The 13,269-nt window shown below is 69.2% G+C and carries 15 protein-coding genes and 1 pseudogene; 15 read left to right on the top strand and 1 reads right to left on the bottom strand.

What is annotated here, in order from left to right; all coding sequences use genetic code 11:
* The first annotated feature begins 48 nt into the window (after nucleotides 1-48).
* The gene (locus RF650_RS03220; RefSeq protein ID WP_313362090.1) at nucleotides 49-2,256 is read left to right on the top strand and encodes an ATP-dependent DNA helicase RecG; all 2,208 of its coding nucleotides are present in this window, start codon (nucleotides 49-51) and stop codon (nucleotides 2,254-2,256) included.
* Nucleotides 2,253-2,846: a 16S rRNA (guanine(966)-N(2))-methyltransferase RsmD gene (gene rsmD, locus RF650_RS03215; protein ID WP_312918559.1), complete on the top strand. Its 594-nt coding sequence runs from the start codon at nucleotides 2,253-2,255 to the stop codon at nucleotides 2,844-2,846. Before RF650_RS03220 ends, rsmD begins: the two co-directional genes overlap by 4 nt.
* A gap of 140 nt (nucleotides 2,847-2,986) precedes the next feature.
* Here rsmD and RF650_RS03210 read toward each other — a convergent pair whose 3' ends face one another.
* Entirely contained in the window at nucleotides 2,987-4,255 is a 1,269-nt protein-coding gene (locus tag RF650_RS03210) for an aminotransferase class I/II-fold pyridoxal phosphate-dependent enzyme (RefSeq protein ID WP_368814067.1), read from the bottom strand.
* 38 nt (nucleotides 4,256-4,293) lie between these two features.
* Between RF650_RS03210 and coaD the strand changes: the two genes are divergently transcribed.
* The 13 genes and pseudogenes from coaD to RF650_RS03145 all read left to right on the top strand — a co-directional run bounded on the left by coaD (nucleotide 4,294) and on the right by RF650_RS03145 (nucleotide 13,198).
* Complete coding sequence (coaD, locus tag RF650_RS03205) at nucleotides 4,294-4,764, top strand: pantetheine-phosphate adenylyltransferase (RefSeq protein WP_098056114.1); 471 nt, start codon at nucleotides 4,294-4,296, stop codon at nucleotides 4,762-4,764.
* Nucleotides 4,765-4,839: 75 nt separating this feature from the next.
* Complete coding sequence (locus RF650_RS03200; RefSeq protein WP_165489780.1) at nucleotides 4,840-5,007, top strand: hypothetical protein; 168 nt, start codon at nucleotides 4,840-4,842, stop codon at nucleotides 5,005-5,007.
* A 12-nt stretch (nucleotides 5,008-5,019) separates the two neighbouring features.
* On the top strand, nucleotides 5,020-5,298 hold the full coding sequence (locus tag RF650_RS03195; protein WP_368814066.1) for a hypothetical protein: 279 nt from the start codon (nucleotides 5,020-5,022) through the stop codon (nucleotides 5,296-5,298).
* A gap of 11 nt (nucleotides 5,299-5,309) precedes the next feature.
* Nucleotides 5,310-5,900: a DUF177 domain-containing protein gene (locus tag RF650_RS03190; RefSeq protein ID WP_064845669.1), complete on the top strand. Its 591-nt coding sequence runs from the start codon at nucleotides 5,310-5,312 to the stop codon at nucleotides 5,898-5,900.
* Between the two features lie 2 nt (nucleotides 5,901-5,902).
* Nucleotides 5,903-6,106, top strand: a complete 204-nt coding sequence (gene rpmF, locus RF650_RS03185; RefSeq protein WP_012398114.1) for a 50S ribosomal protein L32 — start codon at nucleotides 5,903-5,905, stop codon at nucleotides 6,104-6,106.
* A gap of 1 nt (nucleotide 6,107) precedes the next feature.
* Complete coding sequence (rnc, locus tag RF650_RS03180; RefSeq protein WP_064845668.1) at nucleotides 6,108-6,812, top strand: ribonuclease III; 705 nt, start codon at nucleotides 6,108-6,110, stop codon at nucleotides 6,810-6,812.
* A gap of 7 nt (nucleotides 6,813-6,819) precedes the next feature.
* Nucleotides 6,820-7,749, top strand: coding sequence for a bifunctional DNA-formamidopyrimidine glycosylase/DNA-(apurinic or apyrimidinic site) lyase (gene mutM / locus RF650_RS03175; protein WP_368814065.1), 930 nt, complete (start codon nucleotides 6,820-6,822; stop codon nucleotides 7,747-7,749).
* Nucleotides 7,750-7,879: 130 nt separating this feature from the next.
* Complete coding sequence (locus RF650_RS03170; protein WP_082943200.1) at nucleotides 7,880-8,536, top strand: cation transporter; 657 nt, start codon at nucleotides 7,880-7,882, stop codon at nucleotides 8,534-8,536.
* A 135-nt stretch (nucleotides 8,537-8,671) separates the two neighbouring features.
* Entirely contained in the window at nucleotides 8,672-8,944 is a 273-nt protein-coding gene (locus RF650_RS03165) for a type II toxin-antitoxin system Phd/YefM family antitoxin (protein WP_368814064.1), read from the top strand.
* Nucleotides 8,945-9,178: 234 nt separating this feature from the next.
* Complete coding sequence (locus RF650_RS03160) at nucleotides 9,179-10,831, top strand: ATP-binding cassette domain-containing protein (protein WP_368814063.1); 1,653 nt, start codon at nucleotides 9,179-9,181, stop codon at nucleotides 10,829-10,831.
* Nucleotides 10,828-12,072, top strand: a complete 1,245-nt coding sequence (locus tag RF650_RS03155; protein WP_368814062.1) for an MFS transporter — start codon at nucleotides 10,828-10,830, stop codon at nucleotides 12,070-12,072. Before RF650_RS03160 ends, RF650_RS03155 begins: the two co-directional genes overlap by 4 nt.
* A pseudogene (locus tag RF650_RS03150) lies at nucleotides 12,069-12,974 on the top strand (IS481 family transposase). The gene RF650_RS03155 and the pseudogene RF650_RS03150 overlap by 4 nt, the downstream one beginning before the upstream one ends.
* A complete protein-coding gene (locus RF650_RS03145; RefSeq protein WP_131332715.1) occupies nucleotides 12,944-13,198 on the top strand; it encodes a Txe/YoeB family addiction module toxin in 255 nt (84 codons plus the stop codon). Before RF650_RS03150 ends, RF650_RS03145 begins: the two are co-directional and overlap by 31 nt.
* Nucleotides 13,199-13,269 lie beyond the last annotated feature (71 nt).

Below are 13,269 nucleotides of genomic sequence, written 5' to 3'. Positions count from 1 at the left end.
GGGGATGCGCCTGCCGCGCCGCAGGGGTTGCCCGCCTTCGCGGACCTGCTGGACCAGCCCCTGACCCGTTACGTCCCCGGGAAGTCCCCGCGCTCCACGGTGTCCCTGCTGGCCAAGGACCTGGGGATCACCACGGTGGGCCAACTGCTGGACCACGCGCCACGGCGTTACATCCGCCGGGGGAAGATCCAGGCGCTCACGGACCTGGTGGCGGGGGAGCGGACCTCGTTCGTCGCACGCGTCGAGAGCACAAGCACCCGGCGCATGCGCAGTGATCCTCGGCGCAGTCTCACGGACGTCACGGTCTCGGACGACTCCGGTGCCTACCTGAAGATCACGTTCTTCAACGCGTACTCCGCCCAGAAGGACCTCCCCGTGGGGGCGCTCGCCCTGTTCACGGGGAAACCGGAGTTCTACCGGGGGAACCTGTCGATGGCGGGCGCGGACTACGCCCTCGTGGACACCCCCGAATCGGTGTCCCGTGCCACCTCGGACTCCGGTGAGCTCATGCCCATCCCCGTCTACCCGGAGTCCGGCAAGCTCACCACGCCGCGGATCGGAAAGGTGGTCCAGCAAGTACTGCTCACCGCGGACCTGGACGCGATCCAGGACCCGCTGCCGCCCGACGTCGTCGCCGCGCAGGGACTGCCGGAACCGGGACAGGCCTACCGGGATCTGCACGTTCCCGAGACCGTGGCGGCCTACGAACGGGCGCGCAATCGGTTCCGGTTCCAAGAAGCGTTCGTCCTGCAGGCCGAGCTCGTGCGCCGTCGCGCTGAACACGCCGCGCATCCGGTCGCCCCACGACCCCCGCGGGAGGACGGCCTGTTGGCCCGCTTCGACGCCTCCCTGCCCTTCGCCCTGACCCCTGGCCAGCGGGCGGTCGGGGAGGAGATCTCCCGGGAGATCGCGGGCACCGCACCCATGAACCGGTTGCTGCAGGGCGATGTGGGCTCCGGTAAGACCGTGGTCGCGCTGCGGGCCATGCTCCAGGTCGTGGACCACGGCGGTCAGGCGGCCATGCTCGCCCCCACCGAGGTGCTCGCCGCGCAGCACCACGAGAAGATCACGGCCGCACTGGGCCCCCTCGCCATGGCCGGGCAGCTGGGTGGGGACCCGGAGGCCACACGGGTCACCCTGCTCACCGGCAGCATGTCCGCACCCGCCCGCCGCAAGGCCCTCCTGGACATCGCCAGCGGCGCCGCGGGCATCGTGGTGGGCACCCATGCCCTGATCCAGGACGCGGTGCAGTTCGCGGACCTCGGCTTGGCCGTCGTGGACGAGCAGCACCGCTTCGGCGTGGAACAACGCGACGCCCTCCGGGACAAGGCCGGCCAGGCCCCGCACACCCTCGTGATGACGGCCACGCCCATCCCGCGCACCGTGGCCATGACGGTCTTCGGCGACCTGGACGTGAGCACACTGCGGGAGTTGCCGGGCGGGCGCCAACCCATCGGCACGTTCGTCGTGGGCCTCGCCGAGCACGGCCCGGCCTGGGAGCGCCGCGTGTGGGCGCTCGCCGCGGAGCACGTCGCGCGCGGCCGGCAGGTCTACGTCGTCGCGCCCAAGATCGGCGATGACGCCGCGGTGCCCCCTTTCGAGAGCCTGCGCGATTCCATCGAGACGCAAGAGGAGGATCTCGAGCCCGCGACCGTCACGTGGCTCACCGAGCTCGTGGCCGCACAGCCCGAGCTTCGGGGCGCCCGCGTGGCCGTGCTGCACGGGCGCCAGGACACGCCACTCAAGGCTCGCACCATGGCGGACTTCGCGGCGGGGAACACCGACGTACTGGTTTCCACCACGGTGATCGAGGTCGGGGTGGACGTCCCCAACGCCACGCTCATGATCATCGCGGACCCGGAACGGTTCGGGATTTCCCAACTACACCAGCTGCGCGGGCGGATCGGGCGTGGTGAGCACCCGGGCACGTGCTTGCTCGTGACCCGCACGCCCCCCGATCATCCCGGGCGCGCGCGTCTCGACGCCGTGGCCGCGACCACGGACGGCTTCGATCTCGCGGAAGTCGATCTGAGCCTGCGCAAGGAGGGGGACATCCTGGGCGCGTCCCAGTCCGGGGGCCGCTCCGGCCTACGGTGGATCAGTGCACTGCGGGACGAGGCCCTCGTCGCACGTGCCAGGGCCGCCGCGGAGATCGTGGTCCACGACGACCCGCAGCTCACCGAACACCCCGCCCTGCGTGCGGCGATCACACGGGTCCTGGACGAGGACCGACAAGCATTCCTGGAGCGAGGATGACACGGATCATAGCCGGACGAGCCGGCGGCCAACGCTTGAAGTCGGTGCCCGGCTCGGCCACACGACCCACGACCGACCGGGTCAAGGAATCACTGTTCGCCCGGCTCGACGCCTGGGGCATGTGTGAGGGCGCACGCGTCCTCGACCTCTTCGCGGGCTCGGGCGCCCTGGGCCTCGAGGCGGCGAGCCGCGGAGCCGCGACCGTCACGCTCGTGGAACGAGCGGCCGTGGCGGCGGCGGTGTGCCGGGAGAACGCGACGCTCGTAGCGGCGTCGTGCCCGGACACCAAGATCACCACCGTGCAGTCCGCCGTGGCCGGGTACCTGGGCCGCGCCGCGCACCACCGCTGGGACCTCGTGCTCGCCGACCCGCCCTACCCTCTGGACAACGATGAGCTCGCCCGGACGCTCTCGCGGCTCGCGGGTCGGCTGGGGCCGGGTGGGGTGATCGCGGTCGAGCGTTCCACACACACCGAGGAGCCCGCGTGGCCCCGCGGCCTGCGCCGTTTCGAGGACGGCGAGCATGGCGAGACCCGCTTGTGGTTCCTCGAAGCGGACGACGACGCGCCCGGTGCCTCGGACGCGGACTGACCTCGGCGGTACCCCGGCCCTGGCGTCGTCGACCCGGGCCCCTGCGCGGTCGACCTGGTGAGCTGCACCGGCTCAGGTACCTCGCGAGCCGGAGCTGCGCGAGGCCGAGCGCGCCGTCGTCGGCGCCCGGTGACGGCCTGTCAGACCGCGGCGGCGAGTCCCGCCATGGCCCCGCGCAGTACGTCCGTGCGCTTGCAGAACGCCAACCGCAGCCAGTCCGCGTACAGCCCCCGGTTCGCGGGACCCGCGAACGCCGAGACCGGGATGCCCACCAGACCCGCGTTCTCGGCCCAGTGCCGGCCGAGGTCCGTGGCGTTGTCCACCCCGGCGAGCGCGTAGTGATCGCTCACGTCCGCGACCGCGAAGAACGTGCCCTCGGGAACCGGCGGGGTCAGCCCGGCCTCCCGCAGCCCGGCCACGAGCACGTCCCGGCGCTCGCGGTAGTCCTCGAGCAGCGCATCGTAGAACGCGGGCGGGAAACTCAGTGCATGGGCCACGGCGTGCTGCAGCGGGGCGGCCGCGCTGTGCGAAAGGTAGCTCTTCACGGCGATGACCCCGCGCATCGGCTCGGGCGGGCCGCTCACCCAGCCCACGCGCCAGCCCGTGGCGGAGAACGTCTTCCCCGCGGAGGACACGCTCAGGGTGCGCTCCGCAGCCCCGGGCAGGGAGGCGATGGGCTCATGGGACCCGGCGAACCGGAGGTGCTCGTACACCTCGTCGGTCACGATCACGGCGTCGAACTCCATGGCGAGCTCCACGAGCAGTTCCTTGAACTCGCGGGACGCCACCGTGCCCGTGGGGTTGTGCGGGTCGTTGAGGATCACGGCGCGGGTGCGCGGGGAGAACGCGGCGCGCACGTCGTCCGGGTCGGGCGTGAAGGTCGGGGGGAGCAGGGGGACGGGAACGGGCGTGGCGCCGGTGAATTCCACGGCCGCGCCGTAGAGGTCATAGCGCGGCTCGAACATGACCACTTCGTCCCCGGGCTGCAGCACGGACAACAGCGCCGCGGTCATGCCCTCGGTCGCGCCCGCGCTCACGGCGATCTGCGAATCGGGGTCGAGGTGCAGACCGTAGTGGTCGCGCTGGTGCTTAGCCACCGCCTGGCGCAGTGCGGGGACGCCGATGATGGGCGCGTACTGGTGGTGCCCGGTGTGCAGGGCGGCCACCGCGGCGTCGACCATGGGCTGCGGCGGCGCGAAATCCGGGAACCCCTGACCGAGGTTCACCGAGCCGGTGCGCGTGGCGAGCGCCGTCATCTCTTCGAAGACCGTGGAACGGAGGGCCCCGGAGGGATCCAGCAGCCCGCCGCCTGCGGCCATGCGCTGCCACGGCTGGGCGCGGGACAGCTCCCGGGCGGGATCGGCGCGGGGTGCGGCCGCGGGCGAGTGGTCGTGAGCGTCTGCGATCATGGGCCCAGTCTAGGAACCCCTGCCGCTAGGGTGGTGCCATGCGACGCGCCATCTGCCCGGGGTCCTTCGACCCGCTGCACCTGGGACACTGCGCGGTGATCCACCGCGCTGCCCGCCTGTTCGACGAGGTGATCGTGGCCGTGTCCACGAACCCCAACAAGACCCACCGCTTCAGCGAGGACACCCGGATCAAACTGGTGCGCGAGGTGTTCGCGGACGAACCGGCCGTGGTCGTGGAACCGCTCGCGTCGGGGCTGATCGCGGACTACGCGGAGCGCCGGGAGGCGGTGGCCCTGATCAAGGGGCTGCGCAACAGCGCGGACTACGACTACGAACTGCCCATGGCCACCATGAACCGTTCCCTCACGGGCGTGGAGACGGTGTTCCTGCCGGGGGAGCCGTCCCTGTTGCACGTGTCCTCGTCCCTCGTGATGGAGGTCGCGGCACTCGGGGGAGACGTCGCGTCGTTCGTTCCCGACCCCGTCCTGCGGGCCATCGAACGGCGCTGAGGGGCCCGGCGGAATTGCCGGGTCGGGGATGGCAAGATGTCCCCGGCGTGATGGGTGCGCCAGCTGGGTGACCCGATGCGTCCTCTGTCGTATGCCCTCCCAGAATTCGGAGCCCCGCGCCCGTGTTCCTCACGCATCCTCATTGCCAACATCGTGGGGTCGCTCGTGTCCGGGCGCCTCACCCGGTGGAACATCTCCGCCCCCATCGCCCTGATCGTGCTGGGCATGGCCGCGGGGTGGTAGAGCTCGACCCCGTTGATCGAGTCCCTGACCAGCACCTCGGTGGAACGCACCGTGGAAGTGATCCTGTCCGTGTTGCTGTTCATGGACGCTTTGGACATCCGCGACGCCCCGCGTCGCAGCCGCACCCCGGTGCTGCGCGTGCTGTTCCTGGCCCTGCCACTCAGTCTCATCGCGGTGTTCTTCGCCGCCATGTACCTGCTGCCGGACGTCCGGGGGACATCCGGACGGGGCCCGTGGGATGAACCGACGAGGGTCGGCATGCTAAGGTGGTCTGTCGGCCAGTGTCGTTAGCCAGGAGTTTCGTGAATCACCGCAACAGTTCAGCCCTCACGTTCAACGTCAGGGATCTCGAACACCGACCGGGGACCATGGAAACCCTGGATGTCGAGGCACCCGCACCGAAGGACTTCGGTACGGCGCTCATCGGCTCGCCGGAGGGCGCGCCCATGGATCTGCAGCTGCGCCTGGAATCCGTCCACGACGGTATTCTGGTGTCCGGAACCGTGATCGTGAGCGTTCACGGGGAATGCAGTAGATGCCTCGACCCCATCGACTACGAACTACCGGTCGACGTGCAAGAACTTTTCGTCTTCGATCCGTCCCCCCAGGGTGACGAGAACGTCGAGGACGAGCAAGTGTATGAAGTGCGGGACGAGGAGATCGACCTCGAACCGATGCTTCGGGACGCAGTGATCACACAACTGCCGTTCCAACCGGTGTGCCGGGCTGACTGCCCGGGCCTGTGCGCCCAGTGCGGCGCACGGCTCGAGAACGACCCGGACCACCACCACGACGTCCTGGATCCCCGCTGGTCCGCCCTGCAGGGGCTGATGACCGAATCGGGGGATCCGCAGGCGTCGGAGCCGACAACCGACACGAGAGAAGAGAGATAGCCGTGGCTGTTCCCAAGCGGAAAATGTCCCGCGCGAATACCCGGATGCGCCGCTCCCAGTGGAAGGCGCAAGCCCCCAAACTGGTGAAGACCGTGGAGAACGGCAAGGTCAGCTACAGCCTGCCGCACCAGGCCAAGCTGGTCTCCGATTCCGCCGGCACCCCCTTGTTCTACGAGTACAAGGGTCGCAAGGTCGCTGACGCGTAAGGTGACCATTTTGCCGGACCCCGGCGAACTGCTTGAGCGTCTCGGTGTCGACCTCGACACCGAGACGCTTCGCATTGCGCTCACACATCGTTCGTACGCGTACGAGCATCCCGGGGAAGTCCACAACGAACGCCTCGAGTTCCTGGGGGACGCGGTCCTGCAGCTCGCGGTCACGGACGAGATCTTCCATCGCTATCCCGAGTGGGACGAGGGGAGCCTCGCGAAACTGCGGGCATCCGTGGTCTCCGCCCGCGCGCTCGCCGGGGTCGCCAAGACCCTCGGCCTCGGCCCCCACATCCGCCTGGGCAAGGGCGAGATCCGCACGCACGGGGCCGAGAAGGCCTCCATCCTCGCGGACACCACCGAGGCGCTGATCGGCGCCGTCTACGAGGCGTGTGGGCCGTTGCCCGCGCGCGATCTCGTGCTGCGACTGATCGTCCCCCTGCTCGAGGACACCCGCGTGCTGCACGAGGGCCGCGACTGGAAGACCCGCGTGGTGGAACTCGCCTCCCAGTACGAGCTGGGGACCGTGCGCTACGAGGTCGAGGGCACCGGCCCGGACCACGCGCGCCGCTTTGCCGCGGACGTCGTCGTACACGGTGATGTCCTGGGACACGGCGAGGGGACGTCCAAGAAGGCCGCCGAACGCGCGGCCGCCGCGGTCGCGTGCGAGGCAATCGTCGAACGTTTCGCCACCGAGAACTGAGCGCGCCGTGCCTGAGTTGCCCGAAGTGGAAGTGGTGCGCCGCGGCGTCGCCCGCTGGGTCGTGGGACGCACCGTGGAGAGCGTGGAGGTCGTGGACCCCCGGTCCCTGCGGCGTCACACCGACGGCCCGGAGGATTTCCGTCGCGAACTGACCGGGCTGACAGTTGTCAACGCGTGCCGGCGCGGCAAGTTCCTGTGGTTGCCCGTGCGCGCTGCGGATGGGTCAGAACCTTCCCGCGCACTGCTCGTGCACCTGGGGATGAGCGGGCAACTGCTCGTGTCCTCCCCGGAACACCCCAGGCCGCGCCACGAGCGCATCCGGCTGGAGCTGTCCCCGGCGCTCGACGAGTCCGGGCAGCCGTTGCCAGAGCAACTGCGGTTCGTGGACCAGCGGATCTTCGGTGGGATGCTACTGGATCGTCTGGTGCCCGCGTCGGACGGCCACGGCACGGTCCCGGAACACGCCGTGCACATTGCGCGCGATCCGCTGGACCCGCTCTTCGATGTCGCGGCCTTCCACGCGGCGCTGCGGCGTCGTCGGACCGGGCTCAAGCGCGCGCTGCTGGACCAGGGGCTGATTTCCGGGATCGGCAACATCTACGCGGACGAAGCGCTGTGGGCGGCGCGCCTGCACTGGGCCGCGCCCACCGAGACCATGACCGCGCCGCGCACATACACACTCGTGGCGGCGTGCCAGGAGGTCATGCGTCGCGCGCTGGACGCAGGCGGCACGAGCTTCGACTCGCTGTACGTCAACGTCAACGGCGAGTCCGGGTACTTCTCCCGGTCACTCAACGCCTATGGCCGTGCGGGCCAGCCGTGCCCTCGCTGCGAGGCCGGCGGGGACGACGGCGTCATCGTGCGTGAGCGCTTCGCCAACCGTTCCTCGTATCGCTGCTCGCGGTGCCAGCGGCGGCCGAGACGTTTCCGGCCCTGACGAGAGACCCCGCAGGCGGCTCGTCCGTCGGGGGTCGAGACCGGCATCGATGTCCCCACGCCGCCCAGGCCATCCGGATCACCCGCTGGCCCCGGGGCGACCCCGAGAGCCAATGACGAGAATTGTGCCCATGAATGCTCCCAGTGAACCGGACGAGAACCCGGGGAAGGCGCCCGGCGCCTTCGATGCACCCCGGGTCCGTCGAGCTGTGCTCACGGTCGCCCTCCTGAACTTCGGGTACTTCTTCGTCGAGTTCTTCGTCGCGCTCGGTTCAGGGTCGGTGTCGCTGCTGGCCGACAGTGTCGACTTCCTCGAGGACACCTCGATCAACCTGTTGATCTTCGTGGCGCTCGGCTGGGCCCTGGCCAAGCGCGCCGTCATGGGCAAGGTCATGGCCGTCGTGATCCTCGCTCCGGCCGCGTTCGCGGCATGGGAAGCAGCTCAGCGGTTCGCCGAGCCTGTGGCACCGGACGTGCTGCCCGTCGTCCTCGCCTCGCTCGGCGCCATTGTCATCAACGGGACGAGTGCTCTGGTCATCGCCCGCGTCCGCAACCACGGCGGCTCCCTCGGCCGCGCCGCGTTCCTCTCGGCCCGTAACGACGTGCTGGTGAACGTGGCGATCATCGTCATGGCCCTGATCACCGCATGGACGGGCTCGGGAGGGCCGGACCTGGTCCTCGGATGTCTGATCATCCTGCTGGCGTTGCACGCCGCCTACGAGGTGTGGGAGGTCAGTGAGGAGGAGCGCCTGGCCGCCAAGGCCCTCGCCGGCGAAGAGATCGATTGATCCGGGCATCGGTCCCGGCCCTGTCCGGACGTCGTACCCGGCCACTCACGCCAGGATGCACCGGAGGCAGATGACTCCAAGCTCGGTGGGAGTGGCACCGTCATCCTGTACCAATTGCCGACGGGAGGTCATCTCATGTCGTTGAGCGCCAGTGAATTTCGAAAGACCCTGTTCCCCCTGATCGAGCGCGTCAACGAGGACCGCGGGGCCGTGGAGATCGTGTCCCGCCAAAGCAATGCGGTACTCATGGCGGCGGACGAGTACGCGGCGTGGCAGGAAACCACATACCTCTTCCGGTCTCCGGCCAATGCTCGCAGGCTCCTCGACGCCTACGAGCGGGCCACCGCGGGAACCACCGAGGTCCACGAACTGGACCGTCAAGATGAACAGACCCCGGGGCCCGCGTGAGGTCGGTCTGGGACGCGTCCGCCTAGATGTACTGACCGGGGGCGTTAGTTGACTTGCGAGGCATCGCCCGGGCTCTGTATCCTCGGCCGCATGTACTCAGGCATCGCCTCGATGAAGCTGCGTTCCGCCCGCTGACGGCGGCGGGAACCCTTCTGACCTCTCGTCTGCCGTCTTGGCCATCTGCCGGGCGGCCGCTTTGTGGTGCCCGGCTCCATGACGAGCTGAGAGTACGCAATGCCAACCACAGAACCTTTACGGTCATGTGCGTGGATCGGGACACCCCAAGGGTCCGCTGCACACATCCGCGCTGAATCACTCCACCTGACACTCGGCGACAGGCCGCTGCTGAGTGGGACTGACGTCACCGTCTCCACCGGGTCGCGACTGGCGATCGTCGGCGACAACGGCCGGGGCAAGACCACCTTGCTCCATGTACTGGCGGGGATCCTGAAACCTGACTCGGGAGTGGTGACCCGGGTGGGTTCCCTCGTCCTGGTCAAGCAGGACATGGCCACCGAGGGCGATCGCACGGTCGGTGACCTCATTGCCGAGGCGACAGCCCTATCCAGGGCCGCTCTGCAGGCCCTCGACGTGGCTACCGCGGCGCTGGCCGCGGGCGATGACGCGGCCGACGCCTATTCCGCCGCACTCGAGGCGGCCACGCGGCTGGACGCCTGGGATGCCGACCGCCGTGTTGACATCGCCCTGGCGGGCCTGAACGCCTGTAGCGACCGCGATCGGGTCCTGTCGACCTTGTCGGTCGGTCAGCGGTACCGGGTACGGCTGGCGGTCGCCCTCGGATCGACCCCTGACCTGTTGCTGCTGGACGAGCCCACCAACCACCTGGACGCTGCAGGGCTGTCCTTCCTGACCGAGCGCCTGCGGGACCACCCCGGTGGCCTGGCCTTAGTCAGCCACGACCGCGCCCTGCTGCGCGACGTGGCGACCAGCTTCCTGGACCTCGACCCGACCCGCGATGGCCTTCCGCGCACCTACGCGGGCGGTTACGAGGGCTGGATCGAAGGGCGGCAACGAGAACGGGCCGCCTGGGAGCAAGACCATGCCGCCCAGGTCGCCCGGCATCAGGAACTGACCCGCGCCGCCGCCGACGCACGCTCCCGCCTGTCGCAAGGCGGTTGGCGACCCGGCAAGGGAACGGGCAAGCACCAACGGGCCACGCGCGCTGCCGGGGTGGTCCAGGCTTTCAACCGCCGCATCGTGGACCTGGAGCGTCATCAGATCGACGTGCCAGAGCCACCGCTGCGGTTGGCATGGCCCACATCGTCAGCGCGGACCGGTCAGAACATCGTCAACGCCTCCATGCTCACCGTGACTGACCGGTTGGCCACCCCGGTCTCGGTGGAGATCAGCGGTGGAGACCGGTTGGTGGTCACCGGGCCGAACGGTGCTGGGAAGTCCACACTGTTGGGGCTTCTCGGTCGGCGACTGGCCCCGAGTACAGGCCAGCTGCGGGTGAACCCGAGGGTGCGCGTCGCCCTGTTGTCTCAAGAGGTCCCTGACTGGGACGACGCCCTCCCCGCACACGTGGTCTACGAGACGTACCTGGCCACGCAGGGCCGCCGATCACAGGCACCCTCCCTCGGCTCACTCGGGCTGCTTGAGCCCGCGGCAACCCGCACACCCGTGGGGCACCTGTCGCAAGGGCAACAACGCCGCCTCCATCTGGCCATGTGCCTGGCGGTGGACCCGGACCTGTTGCTCCTGGACGAGCCCGCCAACCATCTGTCATCGAGCCTCGTCGACGACATCACCACCGAGCTCCTGCGGACCTCCTGCGCCGTAATCGTCGCCACGCACGACCGGCAGATGCTCGCCGACCTCACCGACTGGCCCCACCTCAGCCTTGCCCCAAAGGACCTGCCATGAACCCGCTTCGCCCCTTGTCCGTCCCCGGCTACCGACCGCTGTATGCAGCGATGGTGCTCACCGTCTTCGCCCAGGGCGCCTGGGCCCTCTACCTAGCCATGCAGACCCTCGACCTGGGCGCCACGGCGGCCACCTTGTCGGGTGTCGTGGCGTGGAGCGGCATCGGCCTGCTCGCAGGATCCTTGCCCGCCGGGGTACTTGCGGACCGCGTCGCCAAGAAGTCCGTCATCGTCGGCGTCCTCACTGTCAACCTCGCCGCCTCGACGACGACCTCCACCGCCGCCATCTTCGACGCGGCCACTTTCTGGATGCTGGCAGTGTCCGCGTTCGTCATCGGCGTCTCGACCGCCTTCTTCTTCCCGGCCTACACCGCGCTCGTGCCCGTCCTCGTGGGAAGCGACGACCTGATGGCCGTCAACGGGCTCGAAGGGGCCACCCGGCCGCTGGTCGGACAGACCCTCGCCCCCGGCGTCGTCGGTGCCGTCATCGGCGCGAGCGTGCCCGCCGCGGGCGGGTACCTCATCGCCGGCGCGCTCGGACTCGCCCTGATCGCCGCCCTGCGGCTTCCTGCCCCTTGCTCAGCCGAGACCGACGCCGAAGCTCCGGCCACCTCTGCGCTGCGGGACCTGCTCGACGGGTTCGGCTACGTCGCCCGCACGCGCTGGGTTCGCTCCAGCGTGCTGTTGGCGGCCGCCATGGGCCTGGTCGTGACCGGCCCGCTGGAAGTTCTCCTGCCCGCGCTCATGCGCTCGACCCATGACAACGGTCCGGCTGTGTACGGAGTCGTCCTCGGAGCTCTGGGCGTCGGCGGCCTGGTGGGTTCCCTCGTCGCCGGCTCATGGCCCACCCCCTCACACTTCCTGCCCGTAATGGTCGGCGCATGGGCACTCGGCTGCCTTCCACTGGCCATCCCCGCACTCACCAACAATCCGTGGATCATCGGCGCCGGACTGGCGGTCTACGGTGCGTCGATCGGAGTCGGGATGGTCATCTGGGGCACGGTCCTGCAGGAACACGTACCGCTGGAGATGCTCGGCCGAGTCGCCAGCCTCGACTTCTTCATCTCCATCGCCTTCATGCCACTGTCCATCGCACTCACCGGACTCCTCAGCCGACACATCGCCGCTGCCAGCTTGTTCATCGCCGCCGGACTCGTGCCGCTCGCCACGACGATCCTCCTTGCAGTCCTGGGGCAACTCCGAACGCCGCGGACGACGCCCGTCGCAGCAGGAGAGGAGTGATGCACGCCAACGCCACCCTGACACCTCGCCACCGGCTCAAGGTGGCCCAGCTCGTCGTCGACGACGGTTGGCCCATCAGCGAAGTCGCCGCCCGCTTCCAGGTCTCCTGGCCGACCGTGAAGAGGTGGGTCGACCGCTATCGCGCCGGCGAGTCGATGCAGGATCGCTCGTCCCGGCCGAAGACCTCACCGAACAAGACGGACAAGGCGACGACGAAGCGGTGCGTCAGCCTGCGGATACGGCTGCGTGAGGGCCCCGTGCAGCTCGCCGCCCGACTCGGCATCGCGCCCTCGACCGTCCACCGCATCTTGACCGGTGCCCGACTGAACCGGCTCTCCCACGTGGACCGTGCGACTGGCGAACCGATCCGCCGGTACGAACACCCCCACCCCGGCTCCCTGGTCCACGTAGACGTGAAAAAGCTCGGGAACATCCCCGACGGCGGCGGCTGGCGCTACATCAGCCGCCGCCAGGGCGACCACAACCGAACGACGACTCGCGTACACCGAGGTCCACGACGATGAGACCGCCGTCACCGCGGTCGGGATCCTGCATCGGGCTGTGGCGTGGTTTGCCGATCGCGGCGTCGCCGTGGAGCGGGTGCTGTCCGACAACGGTGGCGCCTATCGCTCGCACCTGTGGCGGGACACCTGCGAGGCCCTCTCGATCACGCCGAAGCGGACGCGTCCGTACCGGCCGCAGACCAACGGCAAGGTAGAGCGCTTCCACCGGACCATGGCCGACGGGTGGGCCTACGCCCGCTGCTACACCAGCGAGCAAGAACGACGCGACGCCCTGCCGGATTGGCTGCACCAGTACAACCAGCACCGCCCGCACACGGCCTGCGACAACCAGAGCCGCCGTTCTCACGATTGATCAACGTCCCCGAGCAGTACACCTAGAGGACTACACCCACTGGCAGACCGTGGACCGGAAGATCGTCACGCGGATCAACAGCCTCATTGATGCGTGCTTCCGCGAGCCCTTTCCCGGGATCGGCAAACCGGAGCAGTTGAAATACAGTGCCCCAGGCGCGTGGTCGAGGAGAATCACTGCCGAACACCGGCTGGTCTACATGGTCGTGGGTGACGATCTCATCATCCTGCAAGCGCGCTACCACTACTGAGCAACCGCACGCGGAGGCCGGGTAGCGGGGCCTGCACCCTGGTTCGCATCGTGCCCGCGGCTCCACGCCGC

Origin of the sequence: Kocuria sp. CPCC 205297 (assembly GCF_040981035.1) — a bacterium.
Lineage (GTDB): Bacteria > Actinomycetota > Actinomycetes > Actinomycetales > Micrococcaceae > Kocuria > Kocuria marina.
The sequence above is the reverse complement of the archived record's forward strand: the minus strand, read 5'-3'. Positions and strand labels throughout refer to the sequence as shown.

Coding starts and splice junctions, on each gene's coding strand:
- rsmD (WP_312918559.1), top strand. CDS start 2,253: ATGACACGGATCATAGCCGGACGAGCCGGCGGCCAACGCTTGAAGTCG.
- coaD (WP_098056114.1), top strand. CDS start 4,294: ATGCGACGCGCCATCTGCCCGGGGTCCTTCGACCCGCTGCACCTGGGA.
- RF650_RS03155 (WP_368814062.1), top strand. CDS start 10,828: ATGAACCCGCTTCGCCCCTTGTCCGTCCCCGGCTACCGACCGCTGTAT.
- RF650_RS03160 (WP_368814063.1), top strand. CDS start 9,179: ATGCCAACCACAGAACCTTTACGGTCATGTGCGTGGATCGGGACACCC.
- RF650_RS03165 (WP_368814064.1), top strand. CDS start 8,672: ATGTCGTTGAGCGCCAGTGAATTTCGAAAGACCCTGTTCCCCCTGATC.
- RF650_RS03170 (WP_082943200.1), top strand. CDS start 7,880: ATGAATGCTCCCAGTGAACCGGACGAGAACCCGGGGAAGGCGCCCGGC.
- RF650_RS03210 (WP_368814067.1), bottom strand. CDS start 4,255: ATGATCGCAGACGCTCACGACCACTCGCCCGCGGCCGCACCCCGCGCC.
- RF650_RS03200 (WP_165489780.1), top strand. CDS start 4,840: ATGCGTCCTCTGTCGTATGCCCTCCCAGAATTCGGAGCCCCGCGCCCG.